Consider the following 23,776-nt stretch of genomic DNA (forward strand, 5'->3'; position numbering starts at 1 on the left):
CGTCTCTACTATTCTGGGCAATTGTGCCTTGGTTTCAAGTTTTCCCAGATTGGCAATTACTCTCATCACTTCGCCCATTACTACACCGTGTCAATCAATTCTTAAAGGGATTATATGAGGATAAGTTAATTGAATTCGATCGCAATATTGGGTTTTAGCAATGCGATCTAGTGAAGGTACAAGATGCAGCACTGACTGGGGATGTGGTGGAATTTATGTCTCGGCAATTGCATAAGTTGTCAGAAGAAACTCAAAATGTCTTGAAATTAGCGGCTTGTATTGGTAATCGCTTTGATTTAGAGACCTTAAGTATCATTTGCAAAACAGCTTTTGAAGAAGGGGCGGCGGCCTTGTGGGGCGCTTTACGAGAAGGATTAATTTTACCGCAGAGCGACGCTTACAAGTTTTTCCAAGACTGGAAAAATGGGACAGAAAAAACCGATGCAGTTACCGTCAATTATCGCTTCTTACACGATCGCGTTCAACAAGCAGCTTATTCTCTGATTCCTCCCGAACGCAAATCATTGACTCATTATGATATTGGATATATTTTACTCGACAAACTTTCAGGTTCCGAGAGAGAAGAATCGATCTTTGACATCGTCGGTCATCTCAATTTAGGGATCGAGTTAATTACCCAAGAATCGCAAAAAAAGGAACTAGCCCACTTAAATTTAATCGCCGGACAGAAAGCAAAACATGCTAGAGCTTATGGCTCGGCATTTAAGTACTTAAAACAAGGACTTGACTTACTCCCCGACCATCCTTGGGACAGTCTCCATCAATTAACCCTAAATTTGAAATTTGCACTGCGAAGCGATGCAGAGTGGATACTTAAGTGGCAATATTAGCGAATCTGAAACGTTAGGCGAGATCGTTCTGCAACAAGTCCAGGATCAACTCGATGCGATCGAAGTTTACGAGACTAAAATTCAAATTTATATTACCAGTCGGCAGACAGCACGAGCCATTGATATAGGCTTAGATGCTTTGGCGATGATGGGAATGTCTTTGGAGGATATTACCCATAGCGACAAGAATGCAATCGTCTTACCTGCCATTGATACAGTTGCTGACTTATTAGAAGCAACAGATCCGTATTATTTAGCAAAAATGCGGATTTTGACTGCCATTACTTCGGCCGCTTTAATTTCCCGCCCCGATCTCTTATTTGACATTGTCAGCATCCAAGTTCTGCTTTGTCAGGATAATGGTTATTCTGCCTTAGCTGCCTTTACCTATAGTTAGTATGGCGCTCTTCTATGCACCGATTCTAGCGCGATCGATCTCGGATATCAATCGGGTCAATTAGCGATCGCCTTATTAGAACGCTTTCAATAACAAGCTCGCGTCGAGAAATGCAGTATTTATAATATGGTTTATACCTTTATCATCCCTTGGAAGCAACACGTCAGAGACAGTTTATCGTATTTATTAGAAGGCAGTCAAAATGGATTAGATGTTGGCGATTTTGTCCATGCCGGTTATTGCCTCGAAAATTACTGGGGATATTGCCACAAAAATCAAAGATCTAGATTTGGAGTTTGTGGTAGAAGATTTTCCTAAACTTATGACATCCATGGAAACGGGATGCGATCGTATTCATAATATCAGCACTTCCTTGCGCACGTTTTCTCGCACAGACACTGCCAGCAAAACAGAGTTCGATCTTCATGATGGTATAGATAGTACCCTATTAATTTTAAAATATCGCCTCAAAGCCAACGACGAGCGTCCTGCTATTGAAATCATTAAAAAATACGGTACAATTGTACCCATTCAGTGCTATCCTGGACAACTGAATCAAGTCTTCATGAATCTGCTTGCTAATGCTATCGATGCTTTAGAAGAAAGCAATGAAGGTCGAACCTTTACAGAGATCGAAAAAAAAACGAATCAGATTACCATTGAAACCGAATTAGCTGACGATAATAGTCATGTTATCGTCAAAGTTATTGATAATGGTACGGGGATGCCAGAATTTGTACAATCTCACATATTTGAGCAAGGATTTACGACGAAAGCAGTTGGTAGAGGCACGGGGTTAGGAATGGCGATCGCTAAATCAATTATTGTAGAAAAACATAGCGGACAGATCGCCTGTCGATTCAGAACTCGGAAAGGGTACAGAATTTATCATTTCTGTACCGGTGAATTAAGTGGGTAAATTAAGAGAGAGCCCATTGACGTATACAACGGATTGGATAAGATAGTCGTAAAATATGTTATCTCGTATCAGATCAAAGCAGTGACAACTCTTCCTGGCTATCAACTCGGATCATGTCTCTACCAAGGTCCTCGCACCCTCGTTCATCAGGGTACACGCCTTGGTGATAGCACTTCAGTGATCGTCAAAATACTGCGGACTCCCCATCCGAGCTTTAGCCAATTAGTTCAATTTCGCAACCAATATGCGATCTCCCGCCATCTGCAACATCCCCATATCGTCACCCCTGTGGTTCTAGAGCGCTACGGCAACGGCTACGCCCTGATTATGCCCGATTCTGGAGCCATAGCTTTGAGTGATTATTGGCAGCACTTCACCCCAAATCTGGAAGAATTTTTAGAGATCGCCCTACAACTTGTCGATGCTCTGCACTATCTGAGTCAAGAACAGATTATTCATAAAGATATCAAACCGGCAAATATCCTGATTCACCCAGAAACCCAACAAGTCAAATTAATCGACTTCAGCATTTCAACCCTACTGCCCAAAGAAAGCCAAACGATTCAAACGGCCAATACATTAGAAGGAACCTTAGCCTATTTATCCCCGGAACAAACCGGACGTATGAATCGAGGGATTGATTATCGCAGTGACTTCTATTCTTTGGGAATAACATTTTACGAACTGTTAACGGGAACCGTTCCGTTTGCCAGCGACGATCCGTTAGAACTGATTCACGCTCATATTGCCCAAAATCCCAAACCCATAGACAGAGAAGACATTCCCCAAGTCCTTCGCGATCTGATCTTCAAATTAATCGCCAAAAATGCTGAACAGAGATATCAGAGTGCCTTAGGACTCAAATGGGACTTAGAGAAGTGTCTTGAGCAATATCGAGAAACGGGAACAATAGAGCGATTTGAATTAGCGCAGCACGATCGCTGCGATCGCTTCATGATTCCCGAAAAACTCTACGGACGAGAACTCGAAGTTAAAACTCTACTTGAAGGCTTTGAACGAGTCGCAGCAGGCAACTGTGAAATCGTTTTAGTAGCGGGATTTTCCGGCATTGGTAAAACTGCCGTCGTCAACGAAGTTCATAAACCCATCGTCAGACAACGGGGCTACTTTATCAAAGGGAAATTTGACCAATTTAACCGCAATATTCCCTTTAGCGCTTTTGTCATCGCCTTTCGAGACTTAATGGGACAATTACTCGGAGAAAGCGATGCAAAATTGCAAGAGTGGAAACGAAAAATCCTAGCAGCAGTGGGAGAAAATGGGCAAGTTCTCATTGATGTGATTCCCGAACTCAAACGCATTATCGGGATACAACCTCCCGTCCCCGAACTTTCTGGAAATGCGGCTCAAAACCGCTTTAACCTCCTGTTTGAGAAGTTTATCGCCGTCTTCACAACTCAAGAGCATCCCTTAACTCTCTTTCTGGATGATTTGCAATGGGCAGATTCAGCCTCGTTAAATTTGTTGAAAGTGTTGATAGGAGAGAGTCGAACGGGATACTTGCTCCTGTTGGGAGCCTATCGAGATAATGAAGTGTTCCCAACTCATCCGTTGATGTTGTGTTTAGGAGAATTAGAGAAGCAACAGACAACGATTTCGACCATTACTTTAGCGTCCTTATCAGTGAGTCATATCAATCAATTGGTGGCGAAAACCCTCAGTTGTTCGGTGGAATTAGCTGCGCCTTTAACCGATTTAATCTATCAAAAGACGAAAGGCAATCCCTTCTTTACCACGCAATTTTTACAAGGATTGCATGAAGAGGGGTTGATTGCGTTCAATGATAGTTTGGGATATTGGGAATGCGATTTAGTAAAGGTGCGAGACGCTGCCCTGACTTCAGATGTGGTAGAATTTATGACAGTAAGGTTGCATAAATTGCCAGAATCCACGCAAAATATCCTCAAATTAGCCGCCTGCATCGGCAATCAATTTGACCTAGAGACCTTGGCGATTATCTGCGAAAAGCGATCGGAGGAAGTGGCTACTGATTTGTGGAGTGCCTTGCGAGAAGGATTGGTTTTACCTCAGAGCGAAGCCTATAAGTTTTTTCAAGGATGGGAAAATGAGGAAAAGCAAATTGCTGATGTTGCTGTCGGTTATCGCTTCCTACACGATCGCGTCCAACAAGCCGCCTATTCCTTGATTCCCGAAAATAAAAAAGTACGAACTCACTTCAATATTGGCCAGCTCTTACTCAAGACCATCGACCCGTCTCAACGGGAAGACTATGTCTTCGATATTGTCAGGCATTTTAATCTTAGTGTAGAGTTAATTGACGAACAAGCTCAACGATATGAACTGGCTGAATTAAACTTAATCGCTGGAAAAAAAGCTAAGTCTTGCACCGCAAATACGGCAGCCTTTGAGTACCTCAATATAGGCCTCAGTTTATTAGCAAATAATGCTTGGCAAGCCGAGTACGAACTGACGCTCAACTTGCATTTAGAAGCAACAGAAGCCAGTTATCTCAAGAGTGACTTTGAAAACATGGAGCGGTTAGGACAAATCGCGATCGATCGCGCCCGCACTCTCGTCGATCGGATTAAAGTTTACGAAACACAACTTCAGGCGTATTCAGTTCAGAACCGATTTATTGACGGTATTGACACAGGGTTACGATGCTTGAAGCTACTCGGAATAGATTTTCCCGATAATCCCGACCTGGCAGAAATTGGATCGTGGTTAGCGCGAACTCAAGATGCTCTAGAGCCATTTAGCTCAGAAGAATTACTCAATCGTTCTGAGATGAAGGAGCCACAAATACTATCGGCAATGCGGATTTTATCGCGCTTGATTCCGTTAAGTTATTTTGGTCGTCCGAGTTTATTTCCTCTCATTGCTTGTCAGGGAATACTACTCTCATTAGAATATGGAAACGCTCTCGATACACCGGTATCCTACGTCAACTATGCTTTGGTCTTATGTAATCCCGGTGTTGATAAGTTTCGTCAGGCTTACGAATATGGTAAAATCGCCCAGCAAATTATTGATCGACAAAATAATACCCTCCGTCATGTTCTCGTATGTAATAACTTTTATGCTCATGTCTCGTTTTGGCGATCGCATTTTCGCGATGGTATATCCCCTCTAGGTGAAGCCTATCAAAAGGGCATAGAAGTTGGAGAGTTAGAGTATGCAACTTATGCACTAACTAACCGATTGCTCTTAGCTTATTGTTCCGGAATGGAACTCGATATCCTGAAATTGGATCTAGAGAAAGCGATTGATTTTTCTCGATCGATTCACTTTGAAGGGACAGGTATTTATACGGCTTGCATTTTACAGCTCGTTTTTAATTTAATTAGTAATGTAGACAATCCTTGTTCTTTGCAGGGGGATTTCTATGATGAACAAAGAGCAATTGAAAACTTCAAAAAGAGCAACAGTTTGGTAGGATTATCCGTTCACCATTTTAGTAAATTGCAACTGACTTATCTCTTTGGAAATATTGCAGAAGCTCAATATTTTGTTGCGGAAGCACAGACTTATTTAGATGCAGTTGGAGGCTATTTATTTTTACCCAATTTTGCATTTTTAGGAGGTTTGACTTATCTGGCATCAGTGGAATTAGCAGAAGGTACAGAGAAAGAAACCTATTGGCAATGCAGCGAACATTGGAGTACGCGTCTCAAAGCTTGGGCAGAAAATGCTCCCATGAACTACCAGCATAAATCGGATTTACTGGAGGCAGAACGGTACCGGCTTTTAGGAGAGCACTTGAGAGCGATGGAACTCTACGATCGCGCCATAGCCGGAGCTAAAGAAAATGGCTACATCCAAGAAGAAGCCTTAGCCAACGAACTCTTTGCTAAATTCTATCTCGACTGGGGCAAAGAAAACTATGCTGCCCTTCATATGCAAGAAGCCTACTACTGCTACGCTCGTTGGGGAGCCAAAGCTAAGACCAACCAACTCGAAGTCAAATATCCCGAACTGTTTTCCTCGATTCTGCAACAGTCTCAGCTACAGAATCGCAGCGGTCAAACCCTCACGTCTAGGTTGACACAAACGACGAATTTTAGCAGCACCAGCAGCTTTATACTCGACTGGGCAACGGCGATGAAAGCGTCCCAGTTCCTATCGAGTGAAATCCACTTAGACAAGCTGGTCTTAGCCTTAATGAAGGCAGTAATGGAAAATGCCGGAGCAGATGGCGGAATTTTGCTACTGAAGCAACCCGAAAGTTGGCAGGTTGTCGCCCGATACTCGCAAGAAGATAGCAAATTTTATTCTCCGGAAATAACAGAAAAAGGTACTCTGCCGACCAGCGTGATCAATAAAGTGAAACACACCAAAGAAGCAATTATCGTTAACAGTTGCCCTGACGATACTCAGTTTGCGGGCGACCCCTATCTACTACAAGAACAACCCAAGAGCTTCCTGTGCGCGCCCATCCTCAATCAAGGCAAGCTAATCGGTATTCTCTATTTGGAAAATCATTTGGCAGTGGGAGTTTTTACACAAAATCGCGTGGAACTGCTGAATATGCTCTGTTCCCAAGCGGCTATCTCTCTGGAAAATGCCCGTCTCTATGAACAGTCCCAAGACTATGCCCAGAAATTGGAACAATCTCTCGAAGAACTACAACAAGCTCAACTGCAACTGGTACAAAGCGAGAAAATGTCAGCTTTGGGTAATTTAGTGGCAGGAGTAGCCCATGAAATTAATAATCCTGTGGGATTTATTGCCGGAAATATCGACCCAGCACGAGATTATGTGCAAGACTTGTTAAGATTAATTGACCTTTATCAAGAGAAATATCCCCATCCCGATGCTCAGATCGAAGAAGAAATTGAATCAATAGATCTGGAGTTTTTGCGCTCCGATTTACTAGAACTGATTTCTTCCATGCGATCAGGAACCGAGCGCATCCGTCACATCAGCAATTCTTTACGAACCTTTTCGCGCACAGATAAGGAGTATAAAGTCCCGTTTAACTTGCATGAAGGCATCGACAGCACATTGCTGATTCTCAAACATCGTCTGAAAGCTAATGAGGAGCGTCCAGCAATTGAAATTGTTAAAGAGTATGGAGAATTGCCAGAAGTGCAATGTTTTCCCGGACAACTCAACCAAGTGTTTATGAATCTGATTGCTAATGCGATCGATGCTTTGGAAGAAGCTAATCAAGGACGCAGCTTTGAGGAGATTGCCAATTGGATTAAGATTACCACCTCAGCAACGGCAGAAGAGGCGATCGTTAAAATTGCTGATAATGGCACGGGAATGCCAGAAGAAGTGAGAGAACGTATCTTTGAGCAAGGATTTACGACTAAAGCGGTGGGTAAAGGCACGGGGTTAGGCATGGCGATCGCCCATCAAATCGTAGTAGAAAAACATGGCGGTAAGATTACTTGTAACTCTGAACTGGGTAAAGGGACTGAGTTTGCGATCGCAATTCCTTTAGATGAGAAGCCATCAATTACAGATTAGAATCATCTAAAATTTACCCAACTGCGATATACATCATCTTCAAATTTTTGTCAAAAAAAATACAGGTATAATAGATCGGACATTGGAGTGCAATCATGGTATGCAGTTTACAATTCATCTACCGTTAAGTTAAGATAAATTCATCTCATTAACAAAATCTTTATAATCTTATGGAAGATTCTGGGAGAATTTCGCTAGCTGAATATTATCAAAGCTCAACTCTAGATCTGCCAGAATTTTTATCTCTGGGCATTCAACTGTCCCAGATTCTCCATCAATTGCACCAACATCGGGTGATCCATAAAGACATAAAACCTGCAAATATACTCATCCATCCCGAAACCAAAGAAGTGCAACTGATCGATTTTAGCATTTCATCTTTACTGCCCAAAGAAACCCAAACTTTGCAAACACCGAATGTCCTCGAAGGAACTCTAGCCTATATTTCTCCAGAACAAACCGGTCGCATGAACCGAGGTATAGATTATCGCAGTGATTTCTATTCTCTAGGAGTCACATTTTATGAACTCCTCAATGGCAATTTACCCTTTGAGACAAACGATACCCTAGAACTGGTTCACCGTCACTATGTTTGGCGCTTTTGTCAATCCTTGGCGGAATCATCTAAATGCAGGGATTCCAGTTTTAAGGCGTGGGGTTCAAATTGGTTCAGAGATTTTAGATGTCTGGGCGACTTATAACGGATATCATTTGATTCTGCAACGAATTCTCTGTGCAGAGGATCTTAACAGTATTCTAGAAGAGTCCCAGCAGAATCTTGAATTCTGTAACAGAATCAAAAGTCATATTTTTTCTCTGCTTCAAAAATTCTATCAAGGCATTGTTCTAAATTTGAAAGGATTAACTCTAGACAAGTTTTCATTGAGCTTCTCATCCAATTCGTATGATTTTAATGAAGAAGAATGCCTACAAGAATAGAAGGAAACTCTGGTTGAAAAACAATTATTCCGGTACATTAAGTACCCGATTATTTATGGCTTGTGGATTTATGATCTATACAGGCTTAATTATTCATCAAAATGGTGGCGTAACTGAAGCTCATTTCTCCGCATTTGGGTTGATCGGTATTCTGCTTTACTATCGAGACTGGCGCACCATTCTTGTGGCTACAGCGCTGCTCGATATACACCATTTCATTCTTGGCTATGCTCAAACATTAGGCTTTCCAATTTATGTATTTGCCAGCTCCCATTTTTGGTTAATGCTTCTGAGCCATGTTCTCTACTTTCTGCCCTTTGTGGGGATGATGTCCTATCTTTCTATCTGGTTGCGTCGGGAAGGCTATGAAAACCAACGAGATCTCAAGGCACTGAGAGAAGCAGAACAGAAACTCACCCAACTCAATGAATCATTAGAAAAACGGGTAGAAGAGCGCACGATTGAGCTTCAAAAAGCCAAAGCCCAAGCGGAAGTCGCTAACCAAGCGAAAAGCACCTTTATCGCCAACATGAGCCACGAATTGCGATCGCCCCTCAACGCCATTCTTGGGTTCACCCAAATCATGACTCGCTCTCAAACCCTACCCCCAGAACAACAACAAAATGTCAGCATTATTAACCGCAGTGGCGAACATCTCCTGACATTAATTAATAATGTCCTCGATCTCTCCAAAATTGAAGCCGGGCGTATCGTTCTAAACGAGAATAATTTTGACCTCTATCGCCTTCTCGACGACATTCACGATATGTTCCAACTCAAAGCAGCCGATAAAGGCTTGTACTTATTATTGGAACGGGCCGAAAATCTTCCCCGCTACATTCGCACTGATGAAGTCAAACTTCGGCAAATTCTGATTAATCTCATTAACAATGCCCTGAAATTTACTTCAGAAGGAGGAATTTGTATCCGACCAACCCACCAGTCAGCAACTAATAATCAAGCAATAACAGTACATTTTGAAATCGAAGATACCGGGCCGGGAATTGCCCCAGAAGAACTTGACCAGCTTTTTGAAGCGTTCTCGCAAACCGCAAGTGGCAAATATGCCCAAGAAGGAACGAGCTTAGGACTGTCTATCAGCCGTAAATTTGTACAACTGATAGGAGGGGAGATGCACGTTCAGTCTAAATTGGGAGCAGGAACCGTTTTTAGCTTTGAGCTTAATGTAGAAGAGGTTGCTGAGAGCGAAATAGAAAGCAAAAACATTCAACGTCGTATTATTGCCCTAGAACCCGGGCAACCCTGTTATCGCATTCTGATTGTTGACGATAAGTCTGTCAATCGGCAGCTTTTAATCCATTTACTCAATCCCTTGGGCTTCGAGTTGCAACAAGCCAGTAACGGCAAAGAAGCCATAGAAATTTGGGAACAATGGCAACCTCATCTGATTTGGATGGATATACGAATGCCTGTAATGGATGGGTTTGAAGCCACTCAAAAAATCAAAGCAACCCCTCAAGGACAAGCAACGGCAATTATCGCCCTGACAGCGAGCGTGCTAGAAGAAGAACGGGCAGTAGTTTTATCGGCAGGATGCGATGATTTCCTGCGTAAACCCTTTCGAGAAGAGCAAATATTCAAAGTGATGGAAGAGCATTTAGGTGTGGGTTATGTTTATGAAGAGCTAGTTTTGCTGATAGAAAATAAGCCCTCGATACTTGAAGCACTAACAGCCGAAAATATTCAGTCGCTCTCAGCAGAATTGCAGCAGCAACTGCGCCAAGCTACCCTCACAGGAAACCAACAGAAAATGGCTGAGGTGGTTCGGGCTATTGCCGAAGATAATCCCATTTTGTCCGAGGCGATCTCGACTTGTTTTCAAGACTTTGAATATGACAAGGTTTTGAACTTAATACCCGAAAAAGATGGTTTAATATAAATGCTAATACTGTGCCCTTAGGTCAAAGTTCTCAGTACAGGACAAAAAAGTTGAAAAGGATGCAGGGAGAGAGTTTGATGGAAGTTAACACAACACCAATCAAACCCTCATGCAATACAGTAACTTGATTCGAGAGCAATTACGACCCCATCTGGGCTGGCATGGAGCGAGACTATCTTTCATCGCCTTGTTCATCATCGCTGTGTTCCGAACCAAAACCGTGAACCTAGCTGAACTGGCGAGTTTCTGGGGAGGAAGAAGTGTTCAAGCGTCGAACCATAAACGAATACAGCGATTTTTCCGGTCTTTTGAAATCGAGATAGATAAGTTCACCCAGATGGTCATGAGCATGGACAGAACTAACGGGTCATTGGGCAAGACTCACTTCAATATCCTGATGCGGAAAGCTCTTTCTTGCCATAATGCCCAGAGTATCTAACTCTGAGGCAAGCCATGAACCAAATAGAAGAACGTACCGCAGATATCCTCGTTGTTGGTGGGGGAACAGGGGGCACTTGCGCCGCCATTCAAGCTGCTCGGCGGGGCGCTCAAACCCTTCTAGTTAGTGAATTTCCCTGGTTAGGGGGTATGTTAACCGCAGCCGGAGTATCTGCACCGGATGGTAGCGAATTGGCAGCCTTTCAAACAGGAATGTGGGGGGCATTTGTACAGGAATTAACTCAGAAACAACCGGGAGGATTAGACCATAATTGGGTGAGTTTATTTGGCTTTAGTCCCCAGATAGGGGCGCAAATTTTCCAGGACTGGGTAGACGCGCTGCCTAACCTAGACTGGATTTGGGGACAAACGCCGTTAGAAGTGTATCGAAATGGCAACTGCGTTACCGGTGTTCGATTTCAAAGCTTGCGGGTAAATGCCACTCTTACGCTAGATGGAACTGAACTGGGCGATTTACTCGCCTTAGCCGATATTCCCCATCGTTGGGGTTGGGAACTGCAAGCTGAATGGGGAGAACCGAGCGCTCCTCAAGAAGCGAACGAACTGACGCAACGCTATCCGGTACAAACACCGACTTGGGTGATTCACCTACAAGATTATGGACAAGGAGTCAGTGCCCCAGATATTCCCGGTTCTGTCACAGAATCAACCTTTGCGGGAGCATGGGAAAACCATGGGGTAGAGAAATTCTTAAGTTATGGCCGTTTACCGAATGGCACCATGATGATGAATTGGCCGATTCAGGGAAATGATTATGGCATCAATCTAAATCGCCTGATTGAATCCCCTGAAAACCAATTTACCCTCTTACAAGAAGCTTTAGAGTATAGTCTTAACTTTGGGCGCACGATTCAAGCCCAATTGGGACAACGCTACGGGTTAGCGGTTAATCAATTTCCCGTCCTCGATTCCACTATCTCTCCTCGCTCTGCGCTCCTTCCCCAGTTCCAGCAAGGAGTCGCCCTTTATCCCTATTTTCGAGAAAGTCGCAGACTCAAAGGACAAATTACGCTGCGAGAACAAGATATTTTGCCCCAACCGGACGGAAATGTGGCTCAATTACCCAGAGATGAAACTGGAGCCATTAATAGTATTGTCATTGGCAACTATCCTAACGACCATCATTATCCAGGAGTTGACTTCCGTCTGGCTCCCAAGTCTCTACGCTGGGGGGGACGGTGGACGGGAACTCCGTTTACACTTCCCTATGGCTGTTTGGTTCCAGAGGAAATCACCGGATTTCTGGTCTGCGAAAAGAATATTTCTGTCTCTCATATTGCCAATGGAGCCAGCCGCTTGCAACCGGTGGTGATGAATATCGGTCAAGCCGCAGGAATGGCAGCAGCTCTCTGTATTGAACGCCGGGAAGACCCCCACAATTTACCGGTGCGAGTTTTACAATCAGCTCTATTAACGGATAAAAGTGCCCCAGCAGCCGTTATTCCCTGTTTTAATCTCACCCATCGCTCTCCAGATTGGCAAACCTGGCAATTCCATTATTTAGAGCATGGAGAGGAGTATCCAAAAACTGGCTATGCTCCCCATACTTCTTCCCCAGTTGATTTAGGAACAAGTTGTACTGACGGGTTAGAGGTATCAGGACTGTTTAAGCGATTAGAGGAACAAAGCTATCAATTACAGGTCAATGCCCCTGCCCAATGGGGGGGAAGTACCTGGCGATTGATTACCACTGAACCCCTAGTTAATGATGCTTTCGAGGGTCTGGAGGATCAACAACAGATTTGCCTGCGCGGACGCATGAACTCAGCCGGGGGTTGGATAATTGTGGAAGAAATTACGGACGTTTTTAGTTGATAAACTTCCACAGTTTATCCGGATGCACTAGGGAAACCGATGAGAAGTAAAACAGTTACTTCAAGACAGATGTTTCCCATGCGTACCAACAACTCCATTAAAATTAATCGTTTTCTGTTTTTGTCCGTGGTTATTGGTTCGATAGGTTGGGTTAACTTGCAAACCAGTCCTAAGGTTGCTTCCTATTCCAATCAATCTTCCCAATATGTAGAAGAGAGTCAAACTCATCGCGGAAGCGGACGGTGTGATGATACGGAGTGCCCTTCCTCCCAATCCTTTGATAGCATGAAAACTGCTCGTCGAGGCAGTGGACGGATTGACTCTAATCAAACCAGTTAAGAGTTGAGTAGGATAGAATATTTTCTAGTCCTGTATCTCTAAATACAATGATGATCAGCTTTAGATTCTCTCCTCCCCCATAACCCTGAAGTTAATGGGGGGTATTTTTGTTGCTGGAGAGACAGGTTGACATCCTCTTTTGACCAGATTCTTCAAGGCTAAGTCCTCAACCACTATCGTTTGGTTTTCGCGCACCAGTTGAGTCGTTAGCTTATGTACAAGACTTTCTCACATTGTAGTACCTAATATGTAATTGTGGTAGCCTATGTTTAGTCAAGCTGCCCTTCCAGGGCGGGGTTTCCGACCCAATTTTTCTGATGATTAAGGTTTTACATCTATCGGATATCCATTTGGGGAGTGGGTTAACTCATGGAAGAGTGAACCCAAAAACAGGTTTAAATACCCGTTTGGAGGATTTTATCAGGAGTTTGTCCTACTGTATCGATCGCGCGATCGCCGAACCCGTCGATTTAGTCTTATTTGGCGGCGATGCTTTCCCTGATGCTACGCCTCCTCCCTATGTCAGTCAAGCGTTTGCTGGGCAATTTTATCGTCTAGTGGAGGCAAATATTCCGACGGTATTATTGGTGGGTAATCACGATCAACATGCCCAAGGAAAAGGGGGGGCGAGTTTATCGATTTACCAAACGTTGGGGGTTCCAGGGTTTATTGTGGGCGATCGCCTAGCTTTACACCAGATTACCACTGCCCATGGCCCCATTCAAGTGATTACCCTCCCCTGGTTAACTCGTTCGAGTTTATTTACTCGTCCAGAAACCCAAGAATTATCCCTTTCAGAAATTAATCATCAATTAATCGACCGGTTGCGAACTGCCCTTGAAGCGCAAATTCGCCGTCTGAATCGAGATCTTCCCACGATTCTTTTAGCCCATGTGATGGTCGATAATGCCCACTATGGTGCAGAGCGGTTTTTAGCTGTTGGCAAGGGTTTTACTATACCCTTATCCATCTTGGCACGTCCCTGTTTTGATTATGTAGCCCTCGGTCACGTTCACAAACATCAAATCCTCTGCAAGCATCCACCCGTTGTCTATCCTGGCAGTATTGAACGGGTGGATTTTAGCGAAGAAAAAGAACAGAAGGGTTATATTTTAGTGGAAGTGGATAAAGGACAGGCAAATTTAGAATTTTCACCCTTATCTGTGCGCTCGTTTAAGACGATTAAAGTTGATCTGAGTCAGGCAGAAAATCCCCAAGAGAAACTGATTCATACCTTAGAAAAATCTTCCCTTCAAGATGCCGTGGTACGATTGATTTATCAGATTCGTTCCGAACAATTAGATTTAATCGATTCCCGGCAACTTCACGAACGGCTAGACGTGACCCATAGTTATACGATCCAACCCGAATTAGTCAGTCAACTCTCCCGCACTCGACTTCCGGAATTAGGCCAAGGAAAGGAAGTCGATCCCTTATCCGCTCTGCAAGCTTATTTAGATAATCGGGAAGATTTACAAGAATTAGCCCCACAAATGCTAGACGCGGCACAAGAGTTATTGATTTCTAGCAATATTGTAGATTCCTAGAGGAGAGTTAGATACTCGATTCCCTAAAGACAACCGGTTTTTCAGGGAGAGGAATCTTTTGGAAATCACTGATTATTTGTGGATTCGCAATAGCGACGTTTTGACCGTTCTTCCCTTGCTCTTTGGAAGTCTAATGTATTCAGATCGACGGGTTTTCGCATCTGTTCTGGGGTTTCTGGATCGCCTTGGTAAATTGTTGCCCCATCGGGCATTTTAGCCCCATTGAGTTTAATCCGATTGTCAACGATCGCCCCCGTAAAATCAGCTCCGGTTAAGTCAGTATTTCTTAAATCTGCACCTCGCAGATCGACCCCTTGTAATTTAGCATCTACAAAGTTAGACCATTGAAATTTTCCGTCTTGTAAATTAGCATTACTTAAATCAGCACAAGTAAAATAAGCACCTTCAAAGTTACTGTTACTTAAGTTGGCATTCATTAAGCGAGATTGCCTGAGTTGAGAGCCTTTAACGGTTCTGCCAGTAATGTTGCTTAAATCAGCGTTAATCAGATCGCATCCTTGACAGGTGCGACCTCCATTCAGGAGTCGAGTAACGTGATCGGGATTAGCCGCGATCGCTACAGTGGTAAATCCAATACTTACCCCAAGCGCGATCGCTAATGTCTTTTTGAGTTTGATCATGGTAACTGAAATCCTTGAAGAAACTACAATAAAGGAACTGAGCATTATGAAAACAATTATACAAAATCAAACCCGGGTTTTCAAATTAAAAAAAGGTTAATTTTTTCTGACTCGATGATAGAATAATTCCACCTGAACTCAGAAGAAAAAATACTGGATGTATTATCAAAACCCCTTGATTTTAAGCCTCCCCACTGGGTCTCCGAGTCCTGAACCCTTACCAGAACCCGTAAATCTAGTCTCTCACCAGGGTCAAACGATTGTTTATATCGGTATTTTTTTATTGATTGTCACGCTCATTATTATTGTGGGTATGATCAATCAAAATATAGAAAAAGCGCTGATTATCTCAGTTCTACTAAGTTTAATTTTGATTCCCATATTATGGTTGATATAACCGGTCAAAATTAAAAACTAGATTACAATAGAACGGAAAATAGTTTTTGTTGCTGCTTTGAGTATAGCGCTTCGCGCTAGGCACTCTAGCAATAGACACTCTAGCAATAGCTTGCATTGCTTAGGGTTTAAGGCTTCAAGCTGTACTCCATAGAAAAGAGAATCGCTGTACTCACGAATTGTCATGACTTTAATCAAAGTTCCCCAAATCTGGGATATACCCGATCGCCAGATCACCCCAGAGTCCGTATTCATGAATCGTCGGAAATTGCTCAAGGGACTGATGGGAGCCGGCATTACCGCCAGTTTGCTCCCATTAACCGCTTGTGGTCAGCAAAATCAATCGAGCAATATGGGATCGGGTTATACTACGCCAGAGGCGATCGCTCAAAATCCAAAGTTTCTCAAGGGAGATTTGGAGATTACGCCCCAATCCCTTTCTTCTCAATACAATAACTTTTATGAATTTGGCACCACCAAATCGATTCAGCAAGCAGCCCAAGCTTTGCCCACAGAAAACTGGAAAGTAGAAGTTGGAGGATTGGTGAAAAATCCCCAAACCTATGATATGGACGATCTGCGAAATAAATTTGAAACAGAAGAGCGCGTCTATAGATTTCGATGTGTGGAAGCTTGGGCAATGGTTGTACCTTGGTTAGGGTTCCCCATGCGCAAACTGATCGAAGCGGTTGAACCCACATCTGAGGCTAAATTTGTGCGATTTACCTCTTGGTATGATAAAGAAATTAGTACCGGCCCCTCTGGGAATCTGTTTTCGCCTCTTCCCTGGCCCTATACGGAAGGATTGCGAATTGAGGAAATGGCTAATGAATTAGCCTTTTTTGCCACAGGAATTTATGGTCAAGACTTACCAAAACAGCACGGCGCTCCCATTCGTCAAGTGATTCCTTGGAAATATGGCTTTAAGGGAGCAAAATCGATTGTCAAAATTGAATTTCTGGACACTCAACCGGCAACATTTTGGAATACGATCGATGCAAAGGAATATGATTTTGAAGCCAATGTAAATCCGGATAAACCCCATCCCCGATGGTCTCAAGCGACGGAACGGCTCATTAGTGATGGATCTGCGTTCAGTTGGCCCAGACAACCGACCCTACACTATAACGGCTATGGGGAATGGGTGGCTCATTTATATGGTTAAGCCTATGCTTTAAAAAGTGTGAGCATCAAACTTAACCATTAACAGGTGATGAGGAGTGAAAACTAAATATTGGAGATTAAGAGGACTAGGGGCGATCGCCAGCCTAGTCCTATGGGTGTTGCCTGCTTTGGCGGAGCTACCCCGCGATAAAGTTATAGCCCTAGTCGAAGCTCTGCGAGTATCTGCCCCCCAAGGGCAAACCGCAGAAACTCTCTATGGCCCGTGGAAAATTAGAGCCAACAACATTACCCGATGGTCTCAATGGTGTCTGGGGGAAACCGTAACCCCAGAAGCCTTTGCCGCCAATATAGATCAAACCAGAACCGTTTTGGTTTGTATTGTTGGGGATGTTCTAGCTGAAGAATATGACACAAGTGCCCAAGATGAAGACCGTGCCATCCGCAGAACAGCAGCTTGGTGGGTCTCGGGTAATCCAAATTTGTATAACCAAGGGGACATTGCTGTTTACACTAATAAAGTATTGAGGTCTTATCAAGACTTCAGAAACAACCCCACAGACTTTTAAATCCTAAAGTCTGGGACTAGCAAATCACTTGACTGAATCATTACTCGGATTACTCCATGGACACCATTAGAGACCTTTTGCAACCGATTGTTAACCCCATTGCCGATTATTTCGCTGGTTTAGGCATTCCTGAACCCATAACCCATTGGGGACATCCCCTAATGATGGGCATTGTCGTTTTTGTGTTAGGCACGTTTGTGGCCGTTGCTGGATGGCGCGGACGGAGTGCCACGGATGAAGAAGTAGCGACTCAAAATAAGCTCAATCACCGCAAACTGGCCCCATTTTTAACTCTATTCTTAGGCCTCGGATATACCGGAGGAGTTTTATCTTTGGTGATGCAAGGACAGCCTATTCTCGAAAGTCCCCACTTTTGGACGGGTTCAATTGTCTTAGTACTGTTGGGTCTCAATGGTGCAATTTCAATTACCAAATTTGGGGGCGATAATAAACCTTCTTTGCGTACCCTTCATGCTTATTTGGGTACGGCAGCATTGGCATTGTTGTTTGTTCATGCCTTTTTAGGTCTGAACTTGGGCTTATCGATTTAAGCCATAATTCTTTAAGTAGGGGTGGGGGAACTCTCCTCCCTACCATCGGCTTCCCAATTACCCTTCTGCGAGCGCGAAGCGCTATATTAATTGCCTTGACTGTCAAACGCACCGATACGAACCAAGTTTTACGACTCCTGCCGATTATCGTTGGCGTAATTGGGGGAACGCTGTTAATGGTGAATCGGCTATTCACGCCGGAATTAACGCCTTCCCAAGGCCGTTCTGATGTAGTAGGCGTGATGATTAGCGCCCTACTAATTTTAACCGGATTACTCTGGCAGCAGATTCAACCTGTGCCTCCAGAGCGGGTGCAATTAATTGGGGAAGAAGGCTTTGAATTGTCTGCTGAGTTACCCGATTTGGTCAAAGTTGAGTTAGCTTGGGCTTCCCAATTATTGCTCACGAATACGGCCGGGCGATCGCTGGTAATTTATTATCAAGGTCAAGTACTGCTGCGCCGAGGTATTTTAGGCCCAAAGTCTGAGGTTAAACCCGGCCCCATTGTGCAACGGGTTCTCGATAAAGGTAAACCGGTTTATTTAGTCAATCTCAATATTTATCCGGGCAAAATTGAATTTGATTATTTACCTGAGAACACACAAGGGGTTATTTGTCAACCTTTGGGAGAAAATGGCGTGATGATCTTAGGCGCGAATGCACCGCGCAGTTATACGAAGCAAGATGAAGTTTGGATTGCTGGAATTGCTGATAAAATTGGCAATTCCTTAATGGGTAATAGGGAATAGGGAATGGGTGCTAGGTTTCAGTATTAAAACTGTGTCCTAACCAACTCTTTCTCTGCTATACATTATAGTAAACATGGTGTACCTATTCTTCTAGCAAGGCCATAGACTAAAATGACTTCAGAGAATCTTACTCCTACTGAACTTAGGACAAGGGTTAGATTGTCCTTACAAAGAGCGCTTTTAGGAGAAATTGGAGCGAACCTTCGAGGTGTAACTTGTGCATACGATCAACAAGTCATTCAAATCCTTGCAATTTTTGATGGCGAATTTGATGATGATAACGATAAAGAATCTATTGAGTGTGTGGCGACAGAAGTGATTTCTGATTTTGAAAATCATACTATTGATGTTGAGTGTATAAGGGTAGATTATCCTCAACCCCTGAGTCCCTACACTAAGATGCATTGGGTTTATCTTAGAAAAGAATAACAATTTTCTTCAGTTTATATCTCTCTTCTATCAATCTATAGACAAATCCTGTAGTGGCGCGTCAAGCTTAAAATAGTGTAATAGATATCAACAGGTCAATCTGATGGGAAGAGGTCGTCGAGATAAGGTTTGGCTAACTTCACAGCAGAGAAATCAGCTAGAAAATATTAGTCGCCATGGTCATGCGCCAGCAAAAGCGTGAGAGTTGCACCAATTACGTTTTAGTGCGATCGCCTATGGAGTTAATAGAGAATTTTTGGTGGACTGGTGCAACAGGAAGATCTTTACCCTTTTCTTGATAATCTTCTTTAACCAATTCCCAAGCTAATTTTAACTCCTCTAAAGCTTCGGGGGGAGTATCACCAAAGGCTTAAATATTAGGATATATTTCAATTCTACTTAACTGTAGGGGCTTGCATATTTTTCGCCCCTACTATCCGTCTAAATCTCCTTCCATGACTAGGGCGATCGCCTCTTTCGTATTTTCCTGGAACTCCCGGATATTCACCCGATTCAAGAGCCAGGTAGCGGAAATCAAGCCCCCTGCTTGCACGACAAACACCAAGCCGTAGGACAAGACTGGCTCAGAAAACAAGACTTTGCCCAGATCTAGCACAGCTCCTCCTAACACCGTTGCGCCTCCTCGTGCCATTGCCTGAGCTAAACCCCAAGCGCCGATAAACGTTCCGGCAGTTTCCGCAGCAGTTAAATCGAGCATTAAACCCACTGCTCCAGCAGTCAATACTCCAGAGCTTAATCCAAATAGAAATAGGCTTAACATGAGGGCTTGAGGATTACCGGTAAACCCAGAACATAAGAGGAATCCCGAACAAAATGCTGTTGCTACACAGCCACTAAAACAGGTGCGTTGTTTGCCTAAGTGAGGGGTAATTAAAAAACCGGTTGAAGCAATACCGATCAAAGTTCCCATACCAAAAAAGGCATTGAGTCGAGCCGTTTCTGAAATTTTCATCTGGAACACTTCCCCTCCGTAGGGTTCCAAGACGGGATCTTGCATAAACAAGCTAATGCTCATGAACAGGAGAAAGGTGAAGAAAATCCCAGTTTGGCGACTGGCAGTGAGGATTTTTAAGGCATTGCCCAAGGTAATTTGATCTTCTCGGTTCGCGGCGCTGGTGCGATCGCCATAAAGCGAGTATTTTTTCTCGATCCCTAGGGTTCCGACAACGGTCAGCACGCACACTAAAGCTGGCACAATAATAAACAAACGATTAATCGATGCTTGCAGGGCTTCAGGAGGAGCATCTAAGCCTAACTGTTTTAATAAGCTACTACTAATAATCGCCCCAACCACAATACCCACCATCAACATTGACCAGACAATACTGACCAATTGCGATCGATTTCGGTCATCAGAGACATCAAATAATAGGGCAGCAAACGGCGTAGAACTGGCACTTAAGGCTAATCCATAGAAAACAAAGACGAGCGCCAACAAAGCCGCCCAAGTGTAGGTAGGGAGAGTCCATCCCAGGGTAGCGGCACTATTTCCCAGTTGCCAAACCACTTGCATGGCAATAAATGAAGTGGTGGTAAATAGCAGAGTTCCCATCCAAACATAGCCTGTGCGATGGTAACCGGCTATTGGTTTCGCATCCGAGAGTTGGCCAAACCAGATGCGTGCAGGAGAAACAAACTGATGGGCGGCGATCGCCCCTGATGCAATCAAAGCGGGCACTTTCAGCTCATCAATCATCACCCGATTAATCACACCCAACGTGAGCAGGGACATAATCCCTAAACCCATTTGAAAGAGTCCCAAACGGAACATGGTCAATAGATTAATTTGGGATTTCGACTCACCTGTTGCCATCATACGGGTTGACCTTTTAAACCTTAAGACTTTCAATCGGGTACAAACATGTTAGAAGCTATGCCAATGAGCGCCGAGGGACACTTAGGTTAGTTCTCCTATGCTTAGGATACAAAATTTCGGCACTGTGCGATGCCTTTTGTTCTCCAGAGGATTCCCGATGATGAACAATTAGACTGGGGGGGATGCGGGGGCAAGTTCTGCAACTCATCAGCAGATCAAGCCATCACCTTTATCAACCCGCACTCCGAATCGCTTAATTATAAGTGTTCATTGCCGTGCCCCGTAATTGGGTCATCCAATGATCGATGCCTTCCACATTCAGGCGATAACTGAGGGGATGGGCAATCAGATAAGCCGTACTATCAAATAACTTCTTAATTTCCACTAACCCGTTTTCCTTTAAGGTTTTGCCCGTAGAGACTAAATCGACGATTGCCTCTGACATATCAGTAATCGGACCGAGTTCTACTGAACCATACAACGGGATAATCTCCACCGGTAAGTCTAAACCATGGAAGTATTCCCTGGCACAATTGACTGATTTAGACGCAACTCGGCAATGGGCCGGTAAATCGAGTACATCTTGATAAGGACTCGACTGTTTCACTGCCACAGACATGCGGCAATAGCCAAAACCGAGATCGGCAAGTTGGGCAACGGCTGATTTCTTTTCGCGCAGTACATCATAGCCCACAATACCCAATTGGGCTTGTCCATATTCGACATAAACGGGCACATCTTGGGCACGAACCAATAGCCCTTTCATTGTTCCCGTCGGATCGACAATTTGCAGTTGACGGTTACTGGAGTCCAGAAAGGCACTAAAATCGAGGCCGACTTGCTGGAGCAGTTGAATCGTTTCTTTGAGTAATGCCCCTTTGGGGATGGCAACGGTAAGCATGGTTGGGTTTGGGGGAATGGGGGAGTGGGAGGATAAGACCCTATTGCCTCATTCTCCATATCTCCGTGTCTGAGCAGTTTACCATCTATCCTACACACGCTAGAAGCCTAGGGATTAAACCCTATAAGAACGAGCGATCGCCTCCCCCGCCATTCCAGCGCGAAGCGCCATATGCGAAAATGGGGAAGGTGTTTAGATTCCCCGATCCATTATCGATTCTCCTGTCTCTACCATCCAATCCTTACCGCCAGATGTGGTGCATCGGATCGCTGCGGGTGAGGTGATTGACTCGATCGCCGCCGTGGTTCGAGAATTAGTGGAAAATGCCCTCGATGCGGGTGCGACGCGGCTGGAAATCGAGATTTGGCCGCAACAATGGCGCGTCAGAGTAGCCGATAATGGTGAGGGAATGAATCGAGAAGATTTAATTCAAGCGGCGCGATCGCATACTACCAGTAAAATTCATACGATTACTGACCTTGATCGCATTACCAGTTTAGGCTTTCGCGGGGAAGCCCTCCATAGTTTAGCCCAACTTTCGCAACTGGAAATCTGGAGTCGGGGCAGTGCAGGGGAAGGATGGCGAGTAAAGTATAATGCTTTGGGGGAACCGGATATCATTGATGCCGTGGCGATCGCCCCCGGTACAATTGTAGAGATTTCCCATCTGTTTGCAACTTGGGCGCTGCGTCGTCAAGGGTTTCCCTCCCCTCCCCAACAACTGCGAGCCATTCAAACCCTAATTCAAGATATCGCTCTGTGTCATCCCCATATTGCCTGGAAAGTCAGCCAAGACTCGCGCCCCTGGTTTACCATTAGTCCAGGAAAGAATGCCCAATCCATTCTGCCCCAACTGCTGCGGGATGTACAGGTGAACGATCTCTGCTTTCGGGAAATTGCCCTAGAGCAGGAGGGACTGAATCCAGAATTGGATAACTTAGAATTAGTCTTAGGCTTACCCGATCGCTGTCATCGCGGTAAACCCGATTGGGTTAAAATTGCTGTTAATGGGCGTTTGGTGCAATGTCCGGAACTGGAAAATACGGCGATCGCCGCCATGAGTCGCACCGTACCCAACAAACGCTACCCCGTGTGCTTTCTCCATTTGCACCTATCCTGCGATCGCATTGACTGGAACCGTCATCCTGCTAAATCTCAAATCTATCTGCACCCCCTCAAACCGCTCCAAGAAGCCGTGCAACAAGCAATCTCTGATGCTCTGAAACTCAGTGATATTACCTTGCCTCAAGCCGTCCACCAAGAGCGTGTCGGTCAACTGCTCAGAGCCTCCGAAAAGTCCGGTTCCTATCAAGTTTCCCCCAAATCCAATGCCCCCACTCCCTTAGAACTCAAAGCAGTCGCTCAGGTGCGCCAAACCTATATCGTCGCCGAGCATCCAGGAGGAGTGTGGCTAGTGGAGCAACACATTGCCCATGAGCGGATTTTATACGAGGAATTGTGCGATCGCTGGCAACTTGTTCCCCTCGATCCTCCCATCATCCTCAACCACCTCAGCCCCAAAGAAGTCGAACAACTCATCCGTATCGGTTTAGACGTAGACCCCTTTGGCGAAGGTCTGCACGCCATTCGGAACACTCCCCAAATGCTCCAACAACGGGAGGATTGCGCCGAAGCCCTGCGGGAACTGGCCGCCGGAGGAGACCTAGAAACCGCTCAAGTTGCTACAGCTTGCCGCAGTGCTATCCGCAACGGTACCCCCCTGAGCATACCGGAAATGCAAGATATCCTAGATCGGTGGCAAAGAACCCGCAACCCCCACACCTGCCCCCATGGTCGCCCTATATACCTGTCTCTAGAGGAAACCTCCCTAGCCCGATTTTTCCGCCGCCATTGGGTGATTGGTAAAAGTCATGGGATTCAGGAACGTTAAGAATTACACTAAAATTGAGGCGATCGTACTGGAATTCCTCTATTTTTAGGCAAAATGGCCTACCATA

18 protein-coding genes and 3 pseudogenes are annotated in these 23,776 nt (G+C 44.5%); 17 read left to right on the plus strand and 4 right to left on the minus strand.

Annotated elements, in window-relative coordinates; all coding sequences use genetic code 11:
- Positions 1–170 precede the first annotated feature (170 nt).
- The 9 genes and pseudogenes from J7529_RS12005 to J7529_RS12045 all read left to right on the plus strand — a co-directional run bounded on the left by J7529_RS12005 (position 171) and on the right by J7529_RS12045 (position 13,076).
- Positions 171–851, plus strand: coding sequence for a hypothetical protein (locus tag J7529_RS12005; RefSeq protein ID WP_318729154.1), 681 nt, complete (start codon positions 171–173; stop codon positions 849–851).
- Complete coding sequence (locus J7529_RS12010; protein WP_318729155.1) at positions 820–1,248, plus strand: hypothetical protein; 429 nt, start codon at positions 820–822, stop codon at positions 1,246–1,248. The genes J7529_RS12005 and J7529_RS12010 overlap by 32 nt, the downstream gene beginning before the upstream one ends.
- A gap of 211 nt (positions 1,249–1,459) precedes the next feature.
- Positions 1,460–2,167, plus strand: a complete 708-nt coding sequence (locus J7529_RS12015) for a HAMP domain-containing sensor histidine kinase (protein ID WP_318729156.1) — start codon at positions 1,460–1,462, stop codon at positions 2,165–2,167.
- 81 nt (positions 2,168–2,248) lie between these two features.
- Complete coding sequence (locus tag J7529_RS12020; protein WP_318729157.1) at positions 2,249–7,624, plus strand: AAA family ATPase; 5,376 nt, start codon at positions 2,249–2,251, stop codon at positions 7,622–7,624.
- A gap of 167 nt (positions 7,625–7,791) precedes the next feature.
- Positions 7,792–8,211, plus strand: a pseudogene (locus J7529_RS12025) (serine/threonine protein kinase); the annotation flags it as partial.
- 365 nt (positions 8,212–8,576) lie between these two features.
- Positions 8,577–10,463, plus strand: coding sequence for a response regulator (locus J7529_RS12030; protein ID WP_318729159.1), 1,887 nt, complete (start codon positions 8,577–8,579; stop codon positions 10,461–10,463).
- Between the two features lie 109 nt (positions 10,464–10,572).
- Positions 10,573–10,863: pseudogene (locus J7529_RS12035) on the plus strand (IS4 family transposase); the annotation flags it as partial.
- Between the two features lie 53 nt (positions 10,864–10,916).
- On the plus strand, positions 10,917–12,737 hold the full coding sequence (locus J7529_RS12040) for an FAD-dependent oxidoreductase (RefSeq protein WP_318729160.1): 1,821 nt from the start codon (positions 10,917–10,919) through the stop codon (positions 12,735–12,737).
- A gap of 78 nt (positions 12,738–12,815) precedes the next feature.
- Positions 12,816–13,076: a hypothetical protein gene (locus tag J7529_RS12045; protein ID WP_318700360.1), complete on the plus strand. Its 261-nt coding sequence runs from the start codon at positions 12,816–12,818 to the stop codon at positions 13,074–13,076.
- Between the two features lie 138 nt (positions 13,077–13,214).
- Here the strand turns inward: J7529_RS12045 and J7529_RS24715 are convergent.
- Positions 13,215–13,295, minus strand: a pseudogene (locus tag J7529_RS24715) (RNA-guided endonuclease TnpB family protein); the annotation flags it as partial.
- Between the two features lie 98 nt (positions 13,296–13,393).
- Between J7529_RS24715 and sbcD the strand changes: the two are divergent.
- The gene (sbcD, locus tag J7529_RS12050) at positions 13,394–14,623 is read left to right on the plus strand and encodes an exonuclease subunit SbcD (protein ID WP_318729161.1); all 1,230 of its coding nucleotides are present in this window, start codon (positions 13,394–13,396) and stop codon (positions 14,621–14,623) included.
- A 65-nt stretch (positions 14,624–14,688) separates the two neighbouring features.
- On the opposite strand, the gene J7529_RS12055 is transcribed toward sbcD, so the two are convergent.
- Positions 14,689–15,264: a pentapeptide repeat-containing protein gene (locus tag J7529_RS12055; RefSeq protein ID WP_318729162.1), complete on the minus strand. Its 576-nt coding sequence runs from the start codon at positions 15,262–15,264 to the stop codon at positions 14,689–14,691.
- Between the two features lie 157 nt (positions 15,265–15,421).
- Here J7529_RS12055 and J7529_RS12060 point away from each other — a divergent pair, with 157 nt between their 5' ends.
- From J7529_RS12060 to J7529_RS12085, 6 genes are all read left to right on the plus strand, one after another.
- Positions 15,422–15,661: a hypothetical protein gene (locus J7529_RS12060; RefSeq protein WP_318729163.1), complete on the plus strand. Its 240-nt coding sequence runs from the start codon at positions 15,422–15,424 to the stop codon at positions 15,659–15,661.
- A gap of 183 nt (positions 15,662–15,844) precedes the next feature.
- On the plus strand, positions 15,845–16,825 hold the full coding sequence (msrP, locus tag J7529_RS12065) for a protein-methionine-sulfoxide reductase catalytic subunit MsrP (RefSeq protein WP_318729164.1): 981 nt from the start codon (positions 15,845–15,847) through the stop codon (positions 16,823–16,825).
- A 55-nt stretch (positions 16,826–16,880) separates the two neighbouring features.
- A complete protein-coding gene (locus tag J7529_RS12070; RefSeq protein WP_271945138.1) occupies positions 16,881–17,351 on the plus strand; it encodes a hypothetical protein in 471 nt (156 codons plus the stop codon).
- 56 nt (positions 17,352–17,407) lie between these two features.
- Entirely contained in the window at positions 17,408–17,902 is a 495-nt protein-coding gene (locus tag J7529_RS12075; RefSeq protein ID WP_318700365.1) for a DUF4079 domain-containing protein, read from the plus strand.
- Between the two features lie 95 nt (positions 17,903–17,997).
- Entirely contained in the window at positions 17,998–18,651 is a 654-nt protein-coding gene (locus tag J7529_RS12080) for a cofactor assembly of complex C subunit B (protein WP_318729165.1), read from the plus strand.
- 111 nt (positions 18,652–18,762) lie between these two features.
- The gene (locus tag J7529_RS12085; RefSeq protein WP_318729166.1) at positions 18,763–19,080 is read left to right on the plus strand and encodes a hypothetical protein; all 318 of its coding nucleotides are present in this window, start codon (positions 18,763–18,765) and stop codon (positions 19,078–19,080) included.
- A 433-nt stretch (positions 19,081–19,513) separates the two neighbouring features.
- On the opposite strand, the gene J7529_RS12090 is transcribed toward J7529_RS12085, so the two are convergent.
- Entirely contained in the window at positions 19,514–20,917 is a 1,404-nt protein-coding gene (locus J7529_RS12090; RefSeq protein ID WP_318729167.1) for a BCD family MFS transporter, read from the minus strand.
- Between the two features lie 253 nt (positions 20,918–21,170).
- Complete coding sequence (hisG, locus tag J7529_RS12095; protein WP_318729168.1) at positions 21,171–21,818, minus strand: ATP phosphoribosyltransferase; 648 nt, start codon at positions 21,816–21,818, stop codon at positions 21,171–21,173.
- Positions 21,819–22,029: 211 nt separating this feature from the next.
- Between hisG and mutL the strand changes: the two genes are divergently transcribed.
- The gene (mutL, locus tag J7529_RS12100) at positions 22,030–23,709 is read left to right on the plus strand and encodes a DNA mismatch repair endonuclease MutL (RefSeq protein ID WP_413038876.1); all 1,680 of its coding nucleotides are present in this window, start codon (positions 22,030–22,032) and stop codon (positions 23,707–23,709) included.
- Positions 23,710–23,776 lie beyond the last annotated feature (67 nt).

The sequence above is a fragment of the Roseofilum sp. Guam genome (genome assembly GCF_017746735.1).
Lineage (GTDB): Bacteria > Cyanobacteriota > Cyanobacteriia > Cyanobacteriales > Desertifilaceae > Roseofilum > Roseofilum reptotaenium.

Excerpts from the sequence above, each read along its gene's own strand:
- J7529_RS12010 (WP_318729155.1), top strand. The coding sequence starts at position 820 with ATGCAGAGTGGATACTTAAGTGGCAATATTAGCGAATCTGAAACGTTA.
- J7529_RS12015 (WP_318729156.1), top strand. The coding sequence starts at position 1,460 with ATGTTGGCGATTTTGTCCATGCCGGTTATTGCCTCGAAAATTACTGGG.
- J7529_RS12040 (WP_318729160.1), top strand. The coding sequence starts at position 10,917 with ATGAACCAAATAGAAGAACGTACCGCAGATATCCTCGTTGTTGGTGGG.
- J7529_RS12045 (WP_318700360.1), top strand. The coding sequence starts at position 12,816 with ATGCGTACCAACAACTCCATTAAAATTAATCGTTTTCTGTTTTTGTCC.
- sbcD (WP_318729161.1), top strand. The coding sequence starts at position 13,394 with ATGATTAAGGTTTTACATCTATCGGATATCCATTTGGGGAGTGGGTTA.
- J7529_RS12055 (WP_318729162.1), bottom strand. The coding sequence starts at position 15,264 with ATGATCAAACTCAAAAAGACATTAGCGATCGCGCTTGGGGTAAGTATT.
- J7529_RS12060 (WP_318729163.1), top strand. The coding sequence starts at position 15,422 with ATGTATTATCAAAACCCCTTGATTTTAAGCCTCCCCACTGGGTCTCCG.
- msrP (WP_318729164.1), top strand. The coding sequence starts at position 15,845 with ATGACTTTAATCAAAGTTCCCCAAATCTGGGATATACCCGATCGCCAG.
- J7529_RS12075 (WP_318700365.1), top strand. The coding sequence starts at position 17,408 with ATGGACACCATTAGAGACCTTTTGCAACCGATTGTTAACCCCATTGCC.
- J7529_RS12085 (WP_318729166.1), top strand. The coding sequence starts at position 18,763 with ATGACTTCAGAGAATCTTACTCCTACTGAACTTAGGACAAGGGTTAGA.
- J7529_RS12090 (WP_318729167.1), bottom strand. The coding sequence starts at position 20,917 with ATGATGGCAACAGGTGAGTCGAAATCCCAAATTAATCTATTGACCATG.
- hisG (WP_318729168.1), bottom strand. The coding sequence starts at position 21,818 with ATGCTTACCGTTGCCATCCCCAAAGGGGCATTACTCAAAGAAACGATT.